This window comes from Photobacterium sp. S4TG1 (assembly GCF_036040035.1).
GTDB lineage: Bacteria > Pseudomonadota > Gammaproteobacteria > Enterobacterales > Vibrionaceae > Photobacterium.
The window spans coordinates 61,188-78,860 of record NZ_JAYXUH010000015.1 but is presented as its reverse complement, the minus strand read 5'-3'; the positions used below and the strand labels follow the sequence as shown (position 1 = coordinate 78,860).

Annotated in this window: 15 protein-coding genes and 1 pseudogene; 4 read left to right on the top strand and 12 right to left on the bottom strand. The window is 36.1% G+C overall.

Going from position 1 to position 17,673, the window contains the following annotated elements; all coding sequences use genetic code 11:
* Window positions 1–168 precede the first annotated feature (168 nt).
* The 6 genes from VXS03_RS15745 to modA all read right to left on the bottom strand — a co-directional run bounded on the left by VXS03_RS15745 (window position 169) and on the right by modA (window position 4,404).
* The gene (locus VXS03_RS15745) at window positions 169–636 is read right to left on the bottom strand and encodes a helix-turn-helix domain-containing protein (RefSeq protein WP_107180346.1); all 468 of its coding nucleotides are present in this window, start codon (window positions 634–636) and stop codon (window positions 169–171) included.
* A gap of 26 nt (window positions 637–662) precedes the next feature.
* Entirely contained in the window at window positions 663–1,019 is a 357-nt protein-coding gene (locus tag VXS03_RS15740) for a type II toxin-antitoxin system HigB family toxin (RefSeq protein WP_107250802.1), read from the bottom strand.
* Window positions 1,020–1,172: 153 nt separating this feature from the next.
* Window positions 1,173–1,466 (bottom strand): Bor family protein, encoded by a 294-nt coding sequence (locus VXS03_RS15735; RefSeq protein ID WP_327764845.1) that lies wholly within the window; start codon window positions 1,464–1,466, stop codon window positions 1,173–1,175.
* 176 nt (window positions 1,467–1,642) lie between these two features.
* On the bottom strand, window positions 1,643–2,743 hold the full coding sequence (gene modC / locus VXS03_RS15730; protein ID WP_080156181.1) for a molybdenum ABC transporter ATP-binding protein ModC: 1,101 nt from the start codon (window positions 2,741–2,743) through the stop codon (window positions 1,643–1,645).
* Window positions 2,743–3,432, bottom strand: a complete 690-nt coding sequence (modB, locus tag VXS03_RS15725) for a molybdate ABC transporter permease subunit (RefSeq protein WP_080156182.1) — start codon at window positions 3,430–3,432, stop codon at window positions 2,743–2,745. The genes modC and modB overlap by 1 nt, the downstream gene beginning before the upstream one ends.
* A gap of 198 nt (window positions 3,433–3,630) precedes the next feature.
* The gene (modA, locus tag VXS03_RS15720; protein ID WP_327764844.1) at window positions 3,631–4,404 is read right to left on the bottom strand and encodes a molybdate ABC transporter substrate-binding protein; all 774 of its coding nucleotides are present in this window, start codon (window positions 4,402–4,404) and stop codon (window positions 3,631–3,633) included.
* A 314-nt stretch (window positions 4,405–4,718) separates the two neighbouring features.
* Here modA and VXS03_RS15715 point away from each other — a divergent pair, with 314 nt between their 5' ends.
* Window positions 4,719–6,125 carry an amidohydrolase gene (locus tag VXS03_RS15715; RefSeq protein WP_327764843.1) on the top strand — a complete coding sequence of 469 codons (1,407 nt, stop codon included), beginning with the start codon at window positions 4,719–4,721 and terminating at the stop codon, window positions 6,123–6,125.
* An 86-nt stretch (window positions 6,126–6,211) separates the two neighbouring features.
* Here the strand turns inward: VXS03_RS15715 and VXS03_RS15710 are convergent, their stop codons facing one another.
* Window positions 6,212–6,841 carry a class I SAM-dependent methyltransferase gene (locus VXS03_RS15710; protein ID WP_327764842.1) on the bottom strand — a complete coding sequence of 210 codons (630 nt, stop codon included), beginning with the start codon at window positions 6,839–6,841 and terminating at the stop codon, window positions 6,212–6,214.
* A gap of 175 nt (window positions 6,842–7,016) precedes the next feature.
* On the opposite strand from VXS03_RS15710, the gene VXS03_RS15705 reads away from it, so the two are divergent.
* Window positions 7,017–9,071, top strand: a complete 2,055-nt coding sequence (locus VXS03_RS15705; protein WP_327764841.1) for a hybrid sensor histidine kinase/response regulator — start codon at window positions 7,017–7,019, stop codon at window positions 9,069–9,071.
* Between the two features lie 177 nt (window positions 9,072–9,248).
* Here VXS03_RS15705 and cqsA read toward each other — a convergent pair.
* Window positions 9,249–10,416 (bottom strand): annotated as a pseudogene (gene cqsA / locus VXS03_RS15700) (alpha-hydroxyketone-type quorum-sensing autoinducer synthase).
* Window positions 10,417–10,626: 210 nt separating this feature from the next.
* Between cqsA and VXS03_RS15695 the strand changes: the two are divergent.
* On the top strand, window positions 10,627–11,280 hold the full coding sequence (locus VXS03_RS15695) for an HAD family hydrolase (RefSeq protein ID WP_327764882.1): 654 nt from the start codon (window positions 10,627–10,629) through the stop codon (window positions 11,278–11,280).
* A gap of 131 nt (window positions 11,281–11,411) precedes the next feature.
* Here VXS03_RS15695 and VXS03_RS15690 read toward each other — a convergent pair whose 3' ends face one another.
* The 3 genes from VXS03_RS15690 to VXS03_RS15680 are packed head-to-tail and all read right to left on the bottom strand — an operon-like array spanning window position 11,412 to window position 14,958.
* Complete coding sequence (locus VXS03_RS15690; RefSeq protein WP_327764840.1) at window positions 11,412–11,981, bottom strand: PqiC family protein; 570 nt, start codon at window positions 11,979–11,981, stop codon at window positions 11,412–11,414.
* A 2-nt stretch (window positions 11,982–11,983) separates the two neighbouring features.
* Complete coding sequence (gene pqiB, locus VXS03_RS15685) at window positions 11,984–13,624, bottom strand: intermembrane transport protein PqiB (protein WP_327764839.1); 1,641 nt, start codon at window positions 13,622–13,624, stop codon at window positions 11,984–11,986.
* An 11-nt stretch (window positions 13,625–13,635) separates the two neighbouring features.
* The gene (locus tag VXS03_RS15680; protein ID WP_327764881.1) at window positions 13,636–14,958 is read right to left on the bottom strand and encodes a paraquat-inducible protein A; all 1,323 of its coding nucleotides are present in this window, start codon (window positions 14,956–14,958) and stop codon (window positions 13,636–13,638) included.
* Between the two features lie 698 nt (window positions 14,959–15,656).
* On the opposite strand from VXS03_RS15680, the gene VXS03_RS15675 reads away from it, so the two are divergent.
* Window positions 15,657–17,168 carry a diguanylate cyclase domain-containing protein gene (locus tag VXS03_RS15675; RefSeq protein WP_327764838.1) on the top strand — a complete coding sequence of 504 codons (1,512 nt, stop codon included), beginning with the start codon at window positions 15,657–15,659 and terminating at the stop codon, window positions 17,166–17,168.
* A 65-nt stretch (window positions 17,169–17,233) separates the two neighbouring features.
* Here VXS03_RS15675 and VXS03_RS15670 read toward each other — a convergent pair whose 3' ends face one another.
* The gene (locus VXS03_RS15670) at window positions 17,234–17,656 is read right to left on the bottom strand and encodes a PACE efflux transporter (protein WP_327764837.1); all 423 of its coding nucleotides are present in this window, start codon (window positions 17,654–17,656) and stop codon (window positions 17,234–17,236) included.
* Window positions 17,657–17,673: the final 17 nt, after the last annotated feature.

Sequence of the window (17,673 nt, the reverse complement as noted above, 5' to 3'; positions counted from 1 at the left end):
TTTCTAGATTTGTGATTTCTCGTCAAATTGTGGTCGATCAGACTATCTTGTCAGCCGACAGCTAACCGAGAATATTGAGATAGTGGCGAGAGTCAGCGCGGTGATTAAAGGCCAGATAAAACAAAACCGCCATGCTCGGCGGTTTTATTAGCGATAGAACAGCGGTTATTAATCAATGAAGGTTTCAAAAGGTAAATTGAAATACTCACTGAAGCCTTTTGCTTGAGCTAAATTAATAGCTCTTTTGCCATTTAAAATATCGCTGATCACGCTTTGAGGCGCGATATGTTTTAAATCAGATTGTTTAAGCTCCTTAATATCCATCAAGCCCTTTAGCATTTCTACAGCGGGAACTTTAGGCATAATTAAATGGTTCGTTTCAAATTCTTCGATGCGGTCTGAAATTGCATGGGCATAAACCATACAAACATCAGTTTCAGAGGTCGCCATATCCATTAGCTCGTCCATTAATTCAGCGCGTTCTAGCACTTCCGCTTCAGTTTCAATTGGTTTCGTTGAATAGTTAAATAAAATTAGGGCATTCTGTGCGTAGTCACTTAGGACATCTGACATTGCCTCAAACATGCCGCTTAGATTTGCGGTGTTCAATCCAACATTTTCATGGTGTTTAATCATAACTGCTCCAAAATATACGGAGGTGATTACTTAATATGACTTTTAATCCATTTGTCATAGTCTGCATGAGATAAAATCTCACGAATAAAAATCTTGCTGCGAGTGCTATCAATACGAGCCAAAATGCGACAGTCGTTCTTATGAACGTCAAAAATGTAAAGGTCGTAATTGTCACCGTTAAAAGCCGTTTCACCTACTTTACGCGCAGGGACACGATCAACATTCCAGCCACTTTGTGTACGCCAAAGCGCTTTAATTTGAGCAAAAGATTCAAACTTTAAGCCTGCTCGATTGAATGTCTGTTGCCAGAGAGTCAACCCAACCCGCCACTGTGGGTACATCAACATTGCCTGTTTAATTCGAGTTGTAGTGATGATCCGCACGCATATTAACCCTTTGCTGTGAATTTTAGACCAGATTATCGCAAAGTGCGATATATAGCAATATGCGATATGGCTTGTTTTCAGAAATGAGATGCAACAGGAAAGAAAAAAGCCTCCATGGCGGGAGGCTTGATATGATGCTAATACTGACTATTACTTACAGAATACGCGGGCTTGACGTGGTGTATAAATACCAAATGTAACAACACTCAATAGACCGTTAACAAACGTTTGTTGCACTTCAACTTTAGCCACGTTATCGGCACCACCACATAGCTTCGCAGCATCCACTGTTTTATGTTGACCAATACCTGAAATAAAAAATGGTTGTGATTTATCTAATTCAGCCGTTTTCATTTGTGGTGCAGGTGACATAATAAATGTTTGGCGTGCACAACCAGTCATAACCGTCGCTGCAATTACTGTTGCTAAAATTACTTTTTTCATTAAGTTAACTCTAAAATGGATAAATAAAAGTGATATTCATTTAATCACATAAACAACAGTTAACATATTCTTTTAAAGAATAATTATGCTATAAATTCATACTCTCAATTTTTGCGGTTAAATTTCAACCACAAATGAATAATAAATATATAAATCATGGCATTATTTATAATATGTTAAGCTAAATCATCTTTAGTGACACTCACACCTTTTATCTGAGCAAACACCTGATCACCGACTTTTAATGCTAATTCATCCGCTGCCCATGCGGTAATATTGGCCCATAAATGGGTTTCACCAATACGTAATTTAACTTCCACACGTTCATCATTAGCGTAATGAATCTTATCAACCCTTGCCGCGAGAATATTACGAATACTACTTGCTTGAGGGTAGTGACGCGCAATTGAAACATCATTAGAAAATATACGTACCCGCACCCACTCCCCTCGTTGATGTGGCAACTGTGTTACCCATAATGAGGCATCGTGACTCAACATTACTTGTGTTAAGGCATAACGAGGATGGTTAATATTTACTCGCGCACTTAATAGTGAACTCTGCTCTTTTGCAGGTAACCACGGTCGCATTTCAGGAGAACTCCAAACAGAATTCACATGCCCTGAAATCAGTACCTTGCCTTGGTTTAACATCACCATTGAATCGGCTAAACGTAGAATCTCATCTAAACTGTGAGTTACATAAATTATCGGTGTATTGACCTCTTTAGCTAACTTCTCTAAATAAGGCATCAATTCTTGTTTACGTGGCATATCTAACGAGGCTAATGGCTCATCCATTAATAACATATCGGGTTTGGTCAATAATGCTCGTCCAATGGCTACCCGTTGCTTTTCACCACCAGATAACGAAGCGGGATAGCGGGATAATAACGGTGCAATACCTAGTAAATTAACCACATCATCAAAATGTTGTTGATCGGTATGTTTAACGCCGTAATTCAAATTACCTTTCACCGTGTAATGTGGAAACAAACGCGCATCCTGAAAAACATAGCCAATGTTACGCTTGTCTGCACTTAATGCGATACCCTGTTGGCTGTTGAATAAAACGCGATCGCCGAGCTGAATATAGCCATTATCAGGATGACTTAATCCACTCAATACGTTCACTAAAGATGTTTTTCCTGCACCTGAGCGTCCAAAAATTGCCGTGATCCCTTGCATCGGCACATTAAGATCAATGGCTAACGCAAGATCACCTAATTGTTGGGTAAAACACATTTTCAATCTTTTTTGCGCTGTTTTCGTGCTCATTACGCAGCCCCCAATCGTTTTCTGGCCACGCGGGTTAACCATTCAGAAGCAAACAATGATAATAATGCAATCACAATGGCGACAATACATAAGCGTGCCGCTTCACTTTCAGCGCCGGGGGTTTCAATAAAGGAGTACATCGCCAAAGGAATGGTTTGAGTTTGTCCCGGAATATTAGACACAAAAGTGATCGTAGCGCCAAACTCACCTAATGCACGCGCAAAGGCTAAAATTGTACCCGTCAAAATACCTGGGATCATTAATGGTAAGGTGATGGTCATAAACACACGAGTAGAAGATGCACCTAGCGTGCGGGCCGCTTGTTCTAACTTCTTATCAACACCTTCTAAAGCTAATCGAATTGAGCGAACCATTAAAGGAAACGACACCACAGCAACAGCTAATGCTGCACCGCGCCAACTAAAACTAAACGTAAATCCAAACCAATCATACAGCCACTTGCCCACCATGCCTTGCCGACCCATAGTGATCAATAATAGGTAACCAATCACCACAGGTGGTAGCACTAACGGTAAATGAATCAGTCCATCGAGTAATGATTTACCCCAAAACTGGCGGCGAGCCAATAGCCAGGCGCAGCCAATCCCTAATGGTAAACTGAAAATTACTGCGACACTGGCAATTTTCAAACTTAAAAATAACGCTTCTAATTCATATTCAGTCAGCACTAACAACAATCCTGTAAAACTTTTATTCGTTATAGCAATAGCATAGGTAATCATTTACCGTCAGTCAGCAATGATTTGATTTCTGTGCTTTATTCGCTGTATTTTTAAACATAATTAAGGATAAAACATAAAAGGTACTCAGCTTTCACTCAGTACCTTAACGTTGTCCCTTTAGTATTATGCGTTTAGCTCATCACACTACTGTTTTGTCACTTGATCGAAACCATAAGATTTGAAAATTGCTGCGGCTTGAGGCTGTTGTAAATACTGGTAAAAACCTTTTGCTGCTGGTGTTACATTGCCTTTCACTAACGCCATTGGGTATACAATCGGTTTATGTGAATCGGCAGGGAATTGATAAACTGTTTTTACTTTCTTAGAAATTTCAGCATCTGTTTTATAAACGATTCCCAACTGAGCTTCTCCACGCTCAACTAACACTAGTGCTGAACGCACATTATTCGCGCTGGCTAATAGTGGTTGTGCTTGCTTCCATAAACCTAAAAACTCTAATGCTTGTTTTGCATAAATACCTGCAGGAACATAATTAGGATCACCGACAGCTAAACGAGTGCCATCTAATGCCTTGGCTAAATTCCAGCTCGCGCTAACATTCACTTTATTTTGTGGGTATGCCAAAGGAGCAACCATCACTAAACTATTTTTAACGATATCTTTACGAGTATTGGCGGCAATTGCCCCCTGCTGCTCGGCATAATCCATCCATTTTTCATTCGCTGATAAATAAATATTCGCGGGTGCACCTTGGCTAACCTGACGCGCTAAAGCCGACGATGACGCAAATGATAATGTGGTTTTAACACCTGTCTGTTGTTGGTATTTAGCAGCAATGGTATTTAATGCATTAGTTAAAGATGATGCAGCAAAGACAGTAACATTATCAGCCGCTAAAACCGGTTGTGTAAAAAGAGATAAGACAGCAGCAGTAATAACCGCAGATTTAAGTGACATAACAACCTCCATAATATTTCGATATATAGTAATGTACATATCGATATTTACCAAGTATAAATTTTAATTCCTAGCGCCAATACTTCCCTTTTCCCTGATTCAAACTTATGCCATGCAAAAGCTTAAAAATTCACAAAACAGCAAAAAGCAATCGATTACCAATCTGATAATTGAGCATTTTTACCCCCTTTATTTTTAAATTACGGCTTTCAATACGATCTTCGTCACAAATAAAAGTAATGCATAAAATAGTTATTTTCATTCATTTATTGCACTGTATTATCAGCGAAAATCCATCGTCACGGTAATACATAATGTTTAAGAAAACCTTACTTGCTGTTTCTTTAGCTGCCTCTTCACTTATTAGCACCTCGGCTTACGCCATTGAAAATGTCGACTTGTTAATAAAAAATGCGACAGTCCTTACCATGGATCAAGATAAGACCGTCTTTGATAATGGCTTAGTCGCAATAAAAGGTAACAAGATTTATGCCGTTACTGATGGTACAAACATCAAAGAATATCAAGCAACTAAAACCATTGATGCTGATGGTGATATTGTTATGCCAGGTTTGATCAACTCCCATACCCATGCCTCAATGACCGTTTTCCGTTCAATGGCTGATGATGTGCCTGATCGCTTACACCGCTATATTTTCCCATTAGAGAAAAAATTAGTCTCGCGCGATATGGTGCGTATTGGCGCACAGCTAGGTAACGTCGAAATGCTTAAAGGTGGCGTCACTACTTACGCTGATATGTATTATTTTGAAGATGAAGTGGCTAAAACCGTTGATCAGATAGGTATGCGTGCCATCTTAGGTGAAACCATTATTCAGTTTCCTGTAGCGAGTGCTAAAACACCAGAAGATGGTATTAAATACACGCTCAATTTTATTGAACAATATAAAGATCACCCACGTATTACACCGGCATTTGCGCCCCATGGCCCTTATACTAACTCCACTGAAACGCTGCAAACTATCGCTAAATTGTCGTTAAAACACGACGTACCAGTCATGATGCACCTTGCAGAGTCAGATCGTGAGCGTGAAGTCATCGCCAAACGTTCTGGCGGCCTATCACCAATTAAATACATGGAATCTATTGGCGCGCTTAATTCAAACTTCTTAGCCGCACACGTCATTGATGCTAATGATGAAGATATCGCTATTTTGAAAAAGCACGATGTTGGTGTTGCCCACAACATGAGTGCCAATATCAAATCAGCCAAAGGCGTTGCGCCTGCATTAAAGATGTTTAACGACGGGTTACGTATTGGTTTAGGCACTGATGGGCCAATGTCAGGCAATACATTAAGTACAATTGATGAATTTAACCAAGTTGCAAAAGTACACAAATTAGTCAATAAAGATCGCGCGGCAATGCCTCCAATCAATGTAATTGAAATGGCTACTATTGGCGCTGCACGTGCGTTGCACATGGAAGATAAAATTGGCTCTTTAGAAGTGGGAAAACTGGCTGATATTATTGTAATTGATACCAAAGCACCCAATATGATTCCAGTTTATAATCCATACTCTGCATTAGTGTATTCAGCGTATGCTACCAATGTTAAGCACTCAGTGGTTGACGGTAAGTTACTGATGGAAGATCGTAACATTCTGACAGTAAATGAAAAAACAGTGCGTGATGAAGCATTGAAATTTGCAGATGTAGTACGTAAAACCGTGGTTGAGAGCGGTGAAATAGTACAATAATGCAGTAAAAAAGTTGATGGCGGGAAAAGAGCGTTGTGCACTCTTTTCTCTGCTTTATTCTCAATCTTTAACAAAGATAGCGCTAATTACTCTGGTGCTATACGTGCAACACCTCTAATGGTTGGCTGTACTACAGCAATCATTTTACGCATTTTTTCATATTGAATATCTTCAATCACAAAACCCGCATCAATAATCGATTGCTCAGTATCTCTATTTAAATGACAATTATCTGCAACTCTACGCCAAATAAAATTAAGTCGTTGTTGCCAATGATAACAACGAGAGTTTGGCTCAGCGGCAACATGCTCTAAAAAAACAAAACGCCCTGTCGGTTTAAGAACTCGTTTAATTTCTTGTAAAGATGCAGCCACATCTTTAACTGAGCAACACACTAATGATACAAAAACATAATCGAAAAAATCATCATCACTATCAATATTCTCCGTTGAACAAGATAAGATCGTCGCCTTAATATTCGATTGAAAACGCAATTTTTGTTCCAATTGCATTCGCATATGTTGATCTGGTTCAGATAAATAAAGCGCTAACGACGATTTTTGTGGATAAAGACCTAAACTCGCCCCTGTTCCTGCGCCTATTTCTAATACATTTCCATCTACACTTTCAAGTAACGTTCGACGCCATTCAATCAAACAAGCTTCTTCAGTATATTTCATTACATTGTCGTAAAATAAAGCAGTAAAGAAAGACATTACAACGCTCCCAAATGATAAGCAGTTACCTTAACACTTTAAAAAATAGCAAACAGTATTTTTAACTAATCTTTATTATTAACAATAAAATATAACAACAAAAGAGTAAAAACTTGCCAACGATTCATCGCACAGATAACATTAACAATAGTCATCCGTAGTCATGTGAAATGAAATGAGCATCAAGCAAAGAATAACTAGCGCTTACCGTTATATTGAACCAAATCTATTTTTTATAGGATTATTTGGTTTTATCGGCTTCCCTGCTTATTATCTTATTTGGGCTTATATTTTCCCCCAGCCTTACGAAAATTTACCATTACGTTTAGTTTGTGCCGCATTATTTTTGCCGTTTGCGATTAAAAATCACATGCCAAGCTTATTTTCTCGTTATAAAGAAAAACATTTTGTTTTTACTATATGTTTTTGTTTACCTTTTTTCTTCTGTTATATGATGATACGTAATGAATGGTCAGTCGAATGGATAATGTCTTTTATGGCTGCTATTTTTCTCTCGATTATTATTATCTATGACTGGTTGATCATTTTAATATGTAGCACAATAGCTGCCTGTAGCGCTGCCTTCTTTGGTTATCTGACTATGGGGAATATTGGTATTGGTTTCCATTCCTCATATCTTATTGTGTTTAGTTTTTCTTATTTCACAGGTATCTGTTTTAATTACCGTAATAGAATAGAAATTGAAAGTAAGCAATTGTTTTCGCGATCATTCAGTAGCGGTATCGCCCATGAAATGCGTAATCCCCTAGGTGCTTTATACGCCTCTCAAGAAGTCTTATTAGAACTACTGCCTGAAACGTTGACCGATGATCCTCAACAGCACCGCTTGATCTCCAATGCTGAAATACATAAATTACGTAATATTATTCAAGACAATATCTCGATTATAAATAATGGCCATAGCACCATCAACCTTCTATTGAATTCTATTGATAGTCAAAAAATATCCCCTCACTCTTTTCAGTATCTTTCAATTAACGACGTGATTATTGACGCTCTTAATGTTTATGGCTATCAACAGAAAAGTGATCGTCAATTAGTCAGTTACCAGATCAACAAAGATAATCTTTTTTTTGGTAATGATATTTTATTACGCTATGTTATCTTTAATCTATTAAAAAACTCTTTTTATTATAAAAACAAACCAAACTTCAAAATTGTTATTTCTGTTTATAGCAAAAATAATGAAACAATTATCAGTGTCAAAGACTATGGTAAAGGTATACCATTAACAGCTATTAAAAATATTTTTACTGAATATTATACTTCAGGTAAAAAGAACAATTCAGGTTTAGGATTATCTTTCTGTAATAAAGTAATTAAAGCTTTTGCCGGTAATATTGAGTGCTATTCAACTGAAAATATATCGACAACGTTTATTATTCGATTGCCTAGTGTAACGTCATCTGTCGTTGAAAAAATGCAATTTGACCTAATGTGTAGTAAAAAAATATTATTTTTAGGCTATCACAATCAGTTATTGTCAGATATTAATCATCTGGCCTTCTTTTATAATTTCACATTACTCTATAAAAAAACATCGTCTTATAATATTGCTGACATTAATACAAATAATTATGATTGCGTCATTATTGATATAGATTCAATTCAAAATGAATTATTAACGAAATTGTATGATCACATAGCAACAACAGCAATAAAGATGATACTAATTAGTCATTCAAATAGCACTAAAGAAGTTGTACTATCAAAAACTTATCAACCTTACTTATTTAAATACAACCATATTGACGAATTACAGAAAAAATTAATCACTCAAATTTTTACACATAAAAAACCAGTAAATGACGCGTTCACAACGGCCAATGTTAACAAAGCGAAAGTTCTGCTTGTTGATGACAATGTTTCTTTACGTTTGTATTCTGGTATTTTATTAAAAAATGCGGGCTATGATGTTATTGAAGCTGATAATGGGCGTACCGCTCTTTCGTATTTAGAAGAATCCACTGTTGATCTTATTTTGATGGATTCACAGATGCCAATAATGTCAGGTATCGATGCGACCAAAGAAATCAGAACTAATCATCTATACTCTTCACATCAAAACACACCGATTATCTGTTATTCAGGCTCTTTAGATGCAGAACATAGAGAACATTTAACTAATATTGGCATTACCGACTTTCTGTTAAAACCATCGTCAAAAACAACATTATTAGACATTGTACATAAATGGATAGATGCTTAAATTGAGCCTTAAAAAGTAGGTGTGATTTTATGCCTATTTTTAAAATAATCATTTAATAACACAAAGACTATTCCAGATAATTAAAAACAAATAAGCCTACTAAATACTATTAGCAGGCTTAATACCATTTAAAATTTTAATACCATATATTCAGCTATTAAAATGTATTAATATTTATTATGATGCTAATTCAACTTTCATTAAAGAACACGCATGTAATATAGTCTCTATTTCTTGATCTGTTAATTCACTATTAACAGAAAAACGAATAAGATTTTTATTTTTTGGTGTCGCAGGTGAACAAAAAACAGAACCAAAGACATTCTTGTTTTCCAAATAATCACGCATTGCTTCCGTATTTTCTTCATTACCCGTTTCAAGAGCAATAATTTGTGACTGGCTTTGAATGTTAAATCCCCGTTGAATTAAGCCATGACGTAATTTATCAGCTTGCTCCACCAATCGTGAGCGGCGATTATCGCTATCCTTAATGACATTTAATGTTGTCTCTAATACTGCAATTTCATGGGGTAATAACGCAGAACTAAAGATGGCAGGACGCGCAACAAACGGTAATGCTTGCCCAATTTTATGGCTACACAATATTGCCCCAGCACGGTAAGCAAATGCTTTTGCAAGGCTAACAGTTATAAAATCAACATCATCAGTTAAACCTAATTGAGCCACTAAGCCGGCACCTTTTGGTCCATGTGTGCCTAATGAGTGCGACTCATCAACCAAAATAGCACAGCCATAGTTTTTGGCGAGTGCGACTATCTCAGTTAAGGGGGCTACGGTACCTAAAGTACTGTATACAGAATCAACTAAAATAAGCCCAGGTCCGTTACGCTTTATTAACTTTTCTAAATGACGAACATTATTATGTAAAAAGCTATGAATCTGAGCTTCAGCAACTCTCGCCCCTTCCCATAAAGACATGTGAGCAAAAAAATCAATATATACAGGCGTATTTACCGGTAAAATTGTTTGAATTAAGCCTACATTTGCAGCCCATCCTGATTGCGATAAAATACAATGCTCAAAACCAGTATAATTAGCTAATTGATGTTCAAATGAATGATCATCCTCTTTATGTAAAAAAATAGCCGACATCACAATGTCTTTTTTATTATTACTTAATGCCTCTATATATGTTTTTCGAATACGATCATGATTAGAAATGGCAAGATAATCATTACTCTGTAATAACACTCCATTTTCAGTTGGCTTTTTTCCTAACACTAAATGCTGTTGATTTTTTCGAGGATAGATAAGCTCTTCTAGATGAATTTCAATTTTTTTTTATAAATTCTGGTAGTGGTTTAGATAGATTATGGTTTGTCATTGTATATTCCTTTTTAATTACAATAATATTATTTACATGTTTATAAATAACAAAGGTATATTATTATCAAATAAAAAATACACAACCTATTATTTTTATATCTTATAAGATCATCCTGATAAAACAATTATCATTATTTGTTATATATAACCTATTCTGAATTTTAATATTATGAGAGACTACCTAAAAAATAACCACACTGAGAATATGATGAAATATAATGCAGCAATTTTTGATATGGATGGATTATTGCTTGATACTGAACTAGTGTGTATGACCGCTTTCAAGCAAACCTGTAATGAGATGAACCTGCCTTTTAAGCAAGATGTTTATCTTTCAATCATTGGGCGTAACCAAGCTGGAATCAAACCCATCATTGAACAAGGCTATGGTGAAATATTGGACTATACCTCTTTTCACTCTCGCTGGATGCAACATTACCATGCCGTCGTTGAACATCAAGCCATTCCCGTTAAGCACGGTGTCATTGCATTATTAGATTGGTTACAAGCACAAAATATTCCCATGGTTGTTGCCACCTCGACTCACACAGCACTCGCTCAGAAAAAATTGGATCTTGCAGGGTTATCAACTTACTTCTCACACATAACCTGCGGCGATGAAGTTGCTCAAGGAAAACCTAACCCTGAAATATATTTACTCGCAGCACAACGCCTGCTTGTAGAGCCCTACCAGTGTATTGCCTTTGAAGATTCAAACAATGGTGTCAAAGCTGCTGTTGCTGCCAACATGACAACATTTCAAATCATCGATCTTGTAGAGCCAGATACTGATACTCGTGCTTTAGGACATGATATTTTTGACACTATGGATGATGCATTAGCGTTTTTACAAACACACTAATAAGCGTTGCTATCTAAGGATAAAGTGCTCCCTTGGAAACCGTCGCTACCATGTTAAAAGTAATAAAAAAATTAAAAGTAATAAAAAGCCCACAGGCTATTAACCTGTGGGCTTCTTTTTGAGTGAATATATTACTTCACTGCATTTGCTATTTGAGTTGTTAATTCACCAACCGCCGTTGATAACGCTTCAACTTGGGCGCTATAACCGTCTTCTGCCAATGGCACACTAAACTCAAATGGATGCACTGTTTGCAAATCACCACTCGCGCCAATGATCATCCACTCACCAGCAACATTAGCTACACCGGTATAAACGCCATTAAATTGGTTAATGCGTACCTGTAAACGCGGTGCACCCGCTGTTGATAAGGTTGGTGTTAGTTGTGTTGCCCATAAACGATGTTGCTTTTGACGCAAGTCATGAGTAATGCGACGTGTTAGCTGTTTCGCTAATGCCTCACCCCATAAGTTTTGCTGTGCTTCTACTATTTCTGTAGCTGACGTTTGGTAAACTAAGCCATTACCTGATAAATGTGCAGCAACTTCAACCGGACGCACAATCAATAATGGTTGATTATTTGCGTGCGATACCGTCACAGTCTTACCTGCTGGTAACAAGAAGGTATTTACGCCTTCAGGTGCACTACTACAACCTGTTACGGCTAAAGTAGCCATTGCCATGATTAACCACTTTTTCATTATTAACGACCTCCAACAGGTACTGGATCTTTTGTTTGTTCATCACCAAACACAAGTGAATTTGGTTTTTCATTAAGTTGACGTAACACAGGTTGTAATTCAGTCATCACTGCTTCAAAACGTGTTAAGGCGCCTTCTAGGTTCTGATATGGTGCAGCATCAGGACCAAACCCATTGAGTGTTGTTTGAATCTGTTTCAAGCTTGCACGCACATCACCAGGTAATGCTTGTGTGTCTTTCTGCTTGAATAAACGATCTAACTCATTGATTGTTGATTGCATCGTCGCCATGGTTTTTTCTGATGCTTTTAGTGTTGCCGTCATTGAGTTTAAGGTATCTTCAACAGGTAACTTATTAAATTTAGTCAATAAGTTTGTTAGCTGCTTCTGTACCTCAGCTAAATCACCAGCTTTAGTTGGGAAGATATCATAACCATCATATTCCAATGCTTGAACTGGCTTTTCACCTTTATAAACATCAGTGCCAACATACAATGCACCCGTCAGTAAATTACCGGTTTTCAATGTTGCTCTAAGGCCTTTCTTAAACTCTTTTTCAAGATTGGCATGTAATGACGCTAAAGTGCCTTCATCAGTATGATCATAAACACGGCCAAGATCGATTCGCACTAATACTGGAATCTGCTTACTAGTAAAGCCTTCTTGGCTGGTTGGTAAGCGTAATGGTACTTTTTGCACTGTACCGATTTGAATACCACGATATTCAATTGGTGCACCTGCTTTTAAGCCACGAATAGATTCACTAAATAACATCACAAAATCAAGATGTTGTTCAAAGGTCTTCTCGCGAACTTCGGCCGTATTATCATATAAACGATAATAAGATTTTTGTTTGGCTTGTTGTGAGCCTTGGTCATCAATCGGTGTAGAGAATGTCACGCCACCTGTAATTAATGATTCTAATGAACCAATCTTAACATCAAAACCTTCAGCACCAACTTTCACTTGGACACCAGAAGATAATATAAAGTTACTGCTGGTGCGTACTAAGCGATCGTAAGGTTCAAAAATAAACAATTGATAATTAGCACGTTTACTATTGATGTCAAAACCTACTTGTTCAACACGACCAACAGTAAATCCATCATAAAGAACCGGATCACCAACACCTAATTTACCCGCCTGACGACTGGTTAAAATAACGCGTAACCCTTTTGCATCCGCTGGTGCAACTGGCGGAACATCTAATGCTACAAAATGATGCTTATCCTCTTTGCCTTCACCTGGCTGCATTTCAATATATGAACCAGAAAGCAAAGTATCTAAACCTGATACGCCACCTTTACCGATACGCGGCTTAACCACCCAAAATAGCGTGTCATTTTTAAGCATACGCCCAGTATCGTTATCCATTTGGGCCGTCACCGTAATGTAACTATAGTCTTCACTTAGTTGGACTTTGGTTACTACACCCACTTTAACATTTAACGATTTAATGGCCGTTTTACCCACTTCAATACCTGAAGCATTGGGTAATCGAATTGTAATGACAGGACCTTGGCTATTTAGATATTGCACAAACATCCAAATACCAATACCCAACGCAACCAATGGAACAATCCATATTGGTGATACTTGTTTCAAACGTTGCACTTTAGCCTCAACTGGCTGGTTATCACTCATAATCTGCTTTCTCATTTATGTACACTAGGCACTACTGAATGGGATTCAGCAGCATCTAACTCTGAATCTTGTTTATACGACTTACTTTTAGGCATCCAAAATACTCGAGGATCAAAGCTCATCGCTGATAACATTGTAAATATCACCACCGTTGCAAAGCATAACGCCGCAGGGCCTGGTGAAATTGCCATCACATTTTGTAACTGTACTAACGCCACTAAAATAGCAACAACGAAAATATCAACCATAGACCAACGGCCAATAAATTCTGTTAAACGATATAATTTTAAACGTTTAATTGCGACATGGGCGGAACTATCTGCTTGTTTACCCGCACAAAAATATAGCCATGCTAAGGCAAACATTTTAGCCATAGGAATAAAAATACTGGCAATAAAAATAACTAATGCAATCGGCCATGATCCCATTTTCCAAAGTAATACAACACCACCTAAAATCGTAGAGCCTTCAGTTTGACCTAAGCTCACGGTGTACATCATTGGATATAAGTTGGCGGGAATATAAAAAACAATGGATGCAATTAAATACGCCCAAGCATATTGCAATGAATGATTTGCATCAAAGACATGTAATCGGCTATCGCAACGTAAACAACGCGCATGGTGTGTTGTTGGCATTGGGTTTATTTGATTACATGCATGACATCCAACATGGTTATGATCCATATGCGTATCACCATCATGAACCCCAGCAACAGGTACCATGGCAAAAAATTGGTCCCACAGCCACGTTCTATCAACCAACGACACACATTTAATAACTAACACACTATAGAGACAAAACGCCCAAAACGAATTTCCTAAACCAATGTGTGCTAATGCTGAAATTTTGACAAGACTTACTAATACGCCAATTAAAAAGACATCAACCATTAACCATGGCTGGATTTTAAACAATACTCGACATAAAAATTTAAGCCAACTACGTGCATGAATCACATGTCCAATATGCTTTACTTTATGAGCACAATAATAAAGATAGAGAACTAACACTATGTATGCTGCAGGAAAGACAATAACGGTTGTCATTAATAAAATAGCTAATACGCTATTTTCAAAATGTTGTAATGTCTCCGCTGCATTTAATAGTGTAATTTGATGCCCCATTCCATTTACAGTAAAAGATAAAAATGGAAATGACAGGCTTAATACTAGCATGATCAAACACGCGATACCGTAAGCAACTGGACGTTGAAAAGGTAAACTAACGGCTTTGATTAAAGTATGACCACAACGAGGACACGCCGCTTTTTCACCTTCATTTAAGCTGGGAATATCAACGACTAGTCCACACTCTTCACACGCAATCATCATCGATTGTTGCACGTCAACCGCCTTTCGTGCGAGTTTACTTTGTTTACTCAACGTACATCACCTATGACAAATAAATCTGATAGTATAGTTTACTAACATGTTAAAAATCATTTTCAAAAAATAGACTAATGATCAGCAGTTTCTCACTGAGCACCCCAAATTACATTTTTGTCACACTGAGAATCTATATCGTTACATATGATTACTCTGGAATATGCCAATTATTCCATCATTCTAAAACGCAATCCAATAATTACAAGTAATGTATTAAACATCAAAAGCTTAACAACGAAAATTGAATAATTAATATAATCAATTGTTATATATTGTTTAATATAGTTCGATTATTTATGATTAGTTATCATTATCTGTCTACGAAATTTTATTTTGAACGGTATACATTATAACAGTATTCTCACTTTATGCGGCATTACATTTATCAGCCATTCATTCGTATTTATGCTCTTTTTTTGACAACACAATTATGCCACCCCGTTCAATTAAGAATAAAAAACCAGTAAAAGGTCATTTTTTCACATATAAACACTGCTTATTACAACTTTATCCACTTTTATCCCTATTTTTAATTTTAAACATGATGAATTGTTACAAATAAATACTATTCATCTGTATTTAAAAAACAGTAATATAGTATTTTATTAAGTATCAATACATTATCTGGCAAAAGACACCACTGCATGAATATTAGTCATAGTATTAGAAAAAAAATCACCCAATACATTTTACTATGCCTAAGCTTATTAGTTATATTTAACATTGGATATTGGTCCTATAACCAATATATTAATATTCAGAAATCGCTTATTCGAAATCAAACCATTACAGAGAACAATGTATTAACGATTGTTAGTAAGCACACAGACTTATTGACGGCTATATCTAATGATACCGTCATGCAAGATCTATCATTACAGTTACCGCAACGAATTGAGATTATTCGCCCCTATCAAAAAGCATTTAATATAGAAACATTAGGTATTAGTGATATTGAGGGTAATGCTGCCACAACGTATAGGAATAATGCTGAAAATATAAACTATCGACAGTATTTCCAACAAGCAATAAAAGAAAAAAAATTAACTATTAGTAACTTAATTTACTCGCCTATTTCTGATAGCTATGTTTATATAATATGTAAGCCTTTTAATAACACCAGCAATGAAGGGACAGTCTTTGCTTCTGTCTCTTACACCGATATTAATCAAGCCTTAGCGCATCAAGAAAACACTAGTATTAAAAATAACATTCTTAATAATTGTAAAGATAGCAATAATAATTGTAAAAATACTAACACACTTAAGAAAAATAAAATCTATTCATCATTAAATAACAAACAAATACAGCTTAATATAAAAAATAAAAAAACATTTAGCTATCATGTTATTAACAATAAAAACCAACTTGAAATATTATCGTTACATCCATTAAAAAACACGCCATGGTATTTAGTGTCAACACTTAACTATAATCAATATTTGAAAGATCGAGTTCTTTTTATGGTTATTAATATTTGTATTTCTATTATTGCATCAATAGCTATCGGGTATTACTTAATAAAAAAAGTAACTATCATCATGTCCCCCATTGATGCCTTTATTAAAGAAAGCACCTCTATCGTACCAATTCAGCCACAATCAAAAAACAATAATATTGATATAAATCATCACTTTAAAAACATCATCAATACGACTAAAGATGGCGTTTATTGCTCTCGAACAAATTTATTGAATCGCAAGTATTTCATTCAACATGCAAATATTACGATTCAAAAACGTCATCAAAATTTAGCGCTACTTTTTATTGATCTTGATAATCTAAAAGCCATTAATGACACCTTAGGCCATTACTATGGTGATGATGTTATTAGTATTTTTGCTCAACATGTGAAGTCATTTTTTAATCATCCTATCGATTTAATTGGTCGTTTTGGCGGGGATGAATTTATTGTATTAACCAGTAACTTCAATAATAAGACAGATTTAATCAATACATTAGAAACTCTTATTAGCCAACTTAATGGCTCCGTTAGTAATGGTGATATCGCTATACCATTTTCAGCATCTATTGGTGTCGCCGTTACTGATAACCAAACTCGTGATATTGAACAATTGATCAACAATGCTGACCAAGCTGTTTATGACAGCAAGAAAAAAGGTAAAAATTGTTATAGCTTTTATATTAACGATTAATGTTTTAACCAATAAAAAGCCCCTAATAGTATTAATATTAGGGGCTTTTTTTATATTATTCGATTTTAATCTTGTTGTACTACTGGCACTGGAAATAAGCGGTCATAAACAATGTTATAGACATATGCATAAATGAGATAAAAAAGTACCATTCCAATATCAAGAACAAAAGCTTCCCATAAGGTCACTTTTAGCGCCCAAGATAAAATAGGAATCGTAACAAAAAGAAGTCCAGCTTCAAATCCAAGACTATGAATAATTCGAACAATCGTGGTTTTTACCGTTGTTTTATAACGACGATAAAGCATACGATCAAACCATATATTATAAATATAGTTCCAAACCGTTGCTAAAATTGAAAAAGCAATCCCGACTACGCCAACATGACTACTATCAAACCCAAATTGGCTTAATACACCCACCAATAAAATTAAACCAATAACTTCAAAACAAATCGCATGGCGAATACGATCCAACCGCGTTCTCATTAAAAATTCCCTCAGTA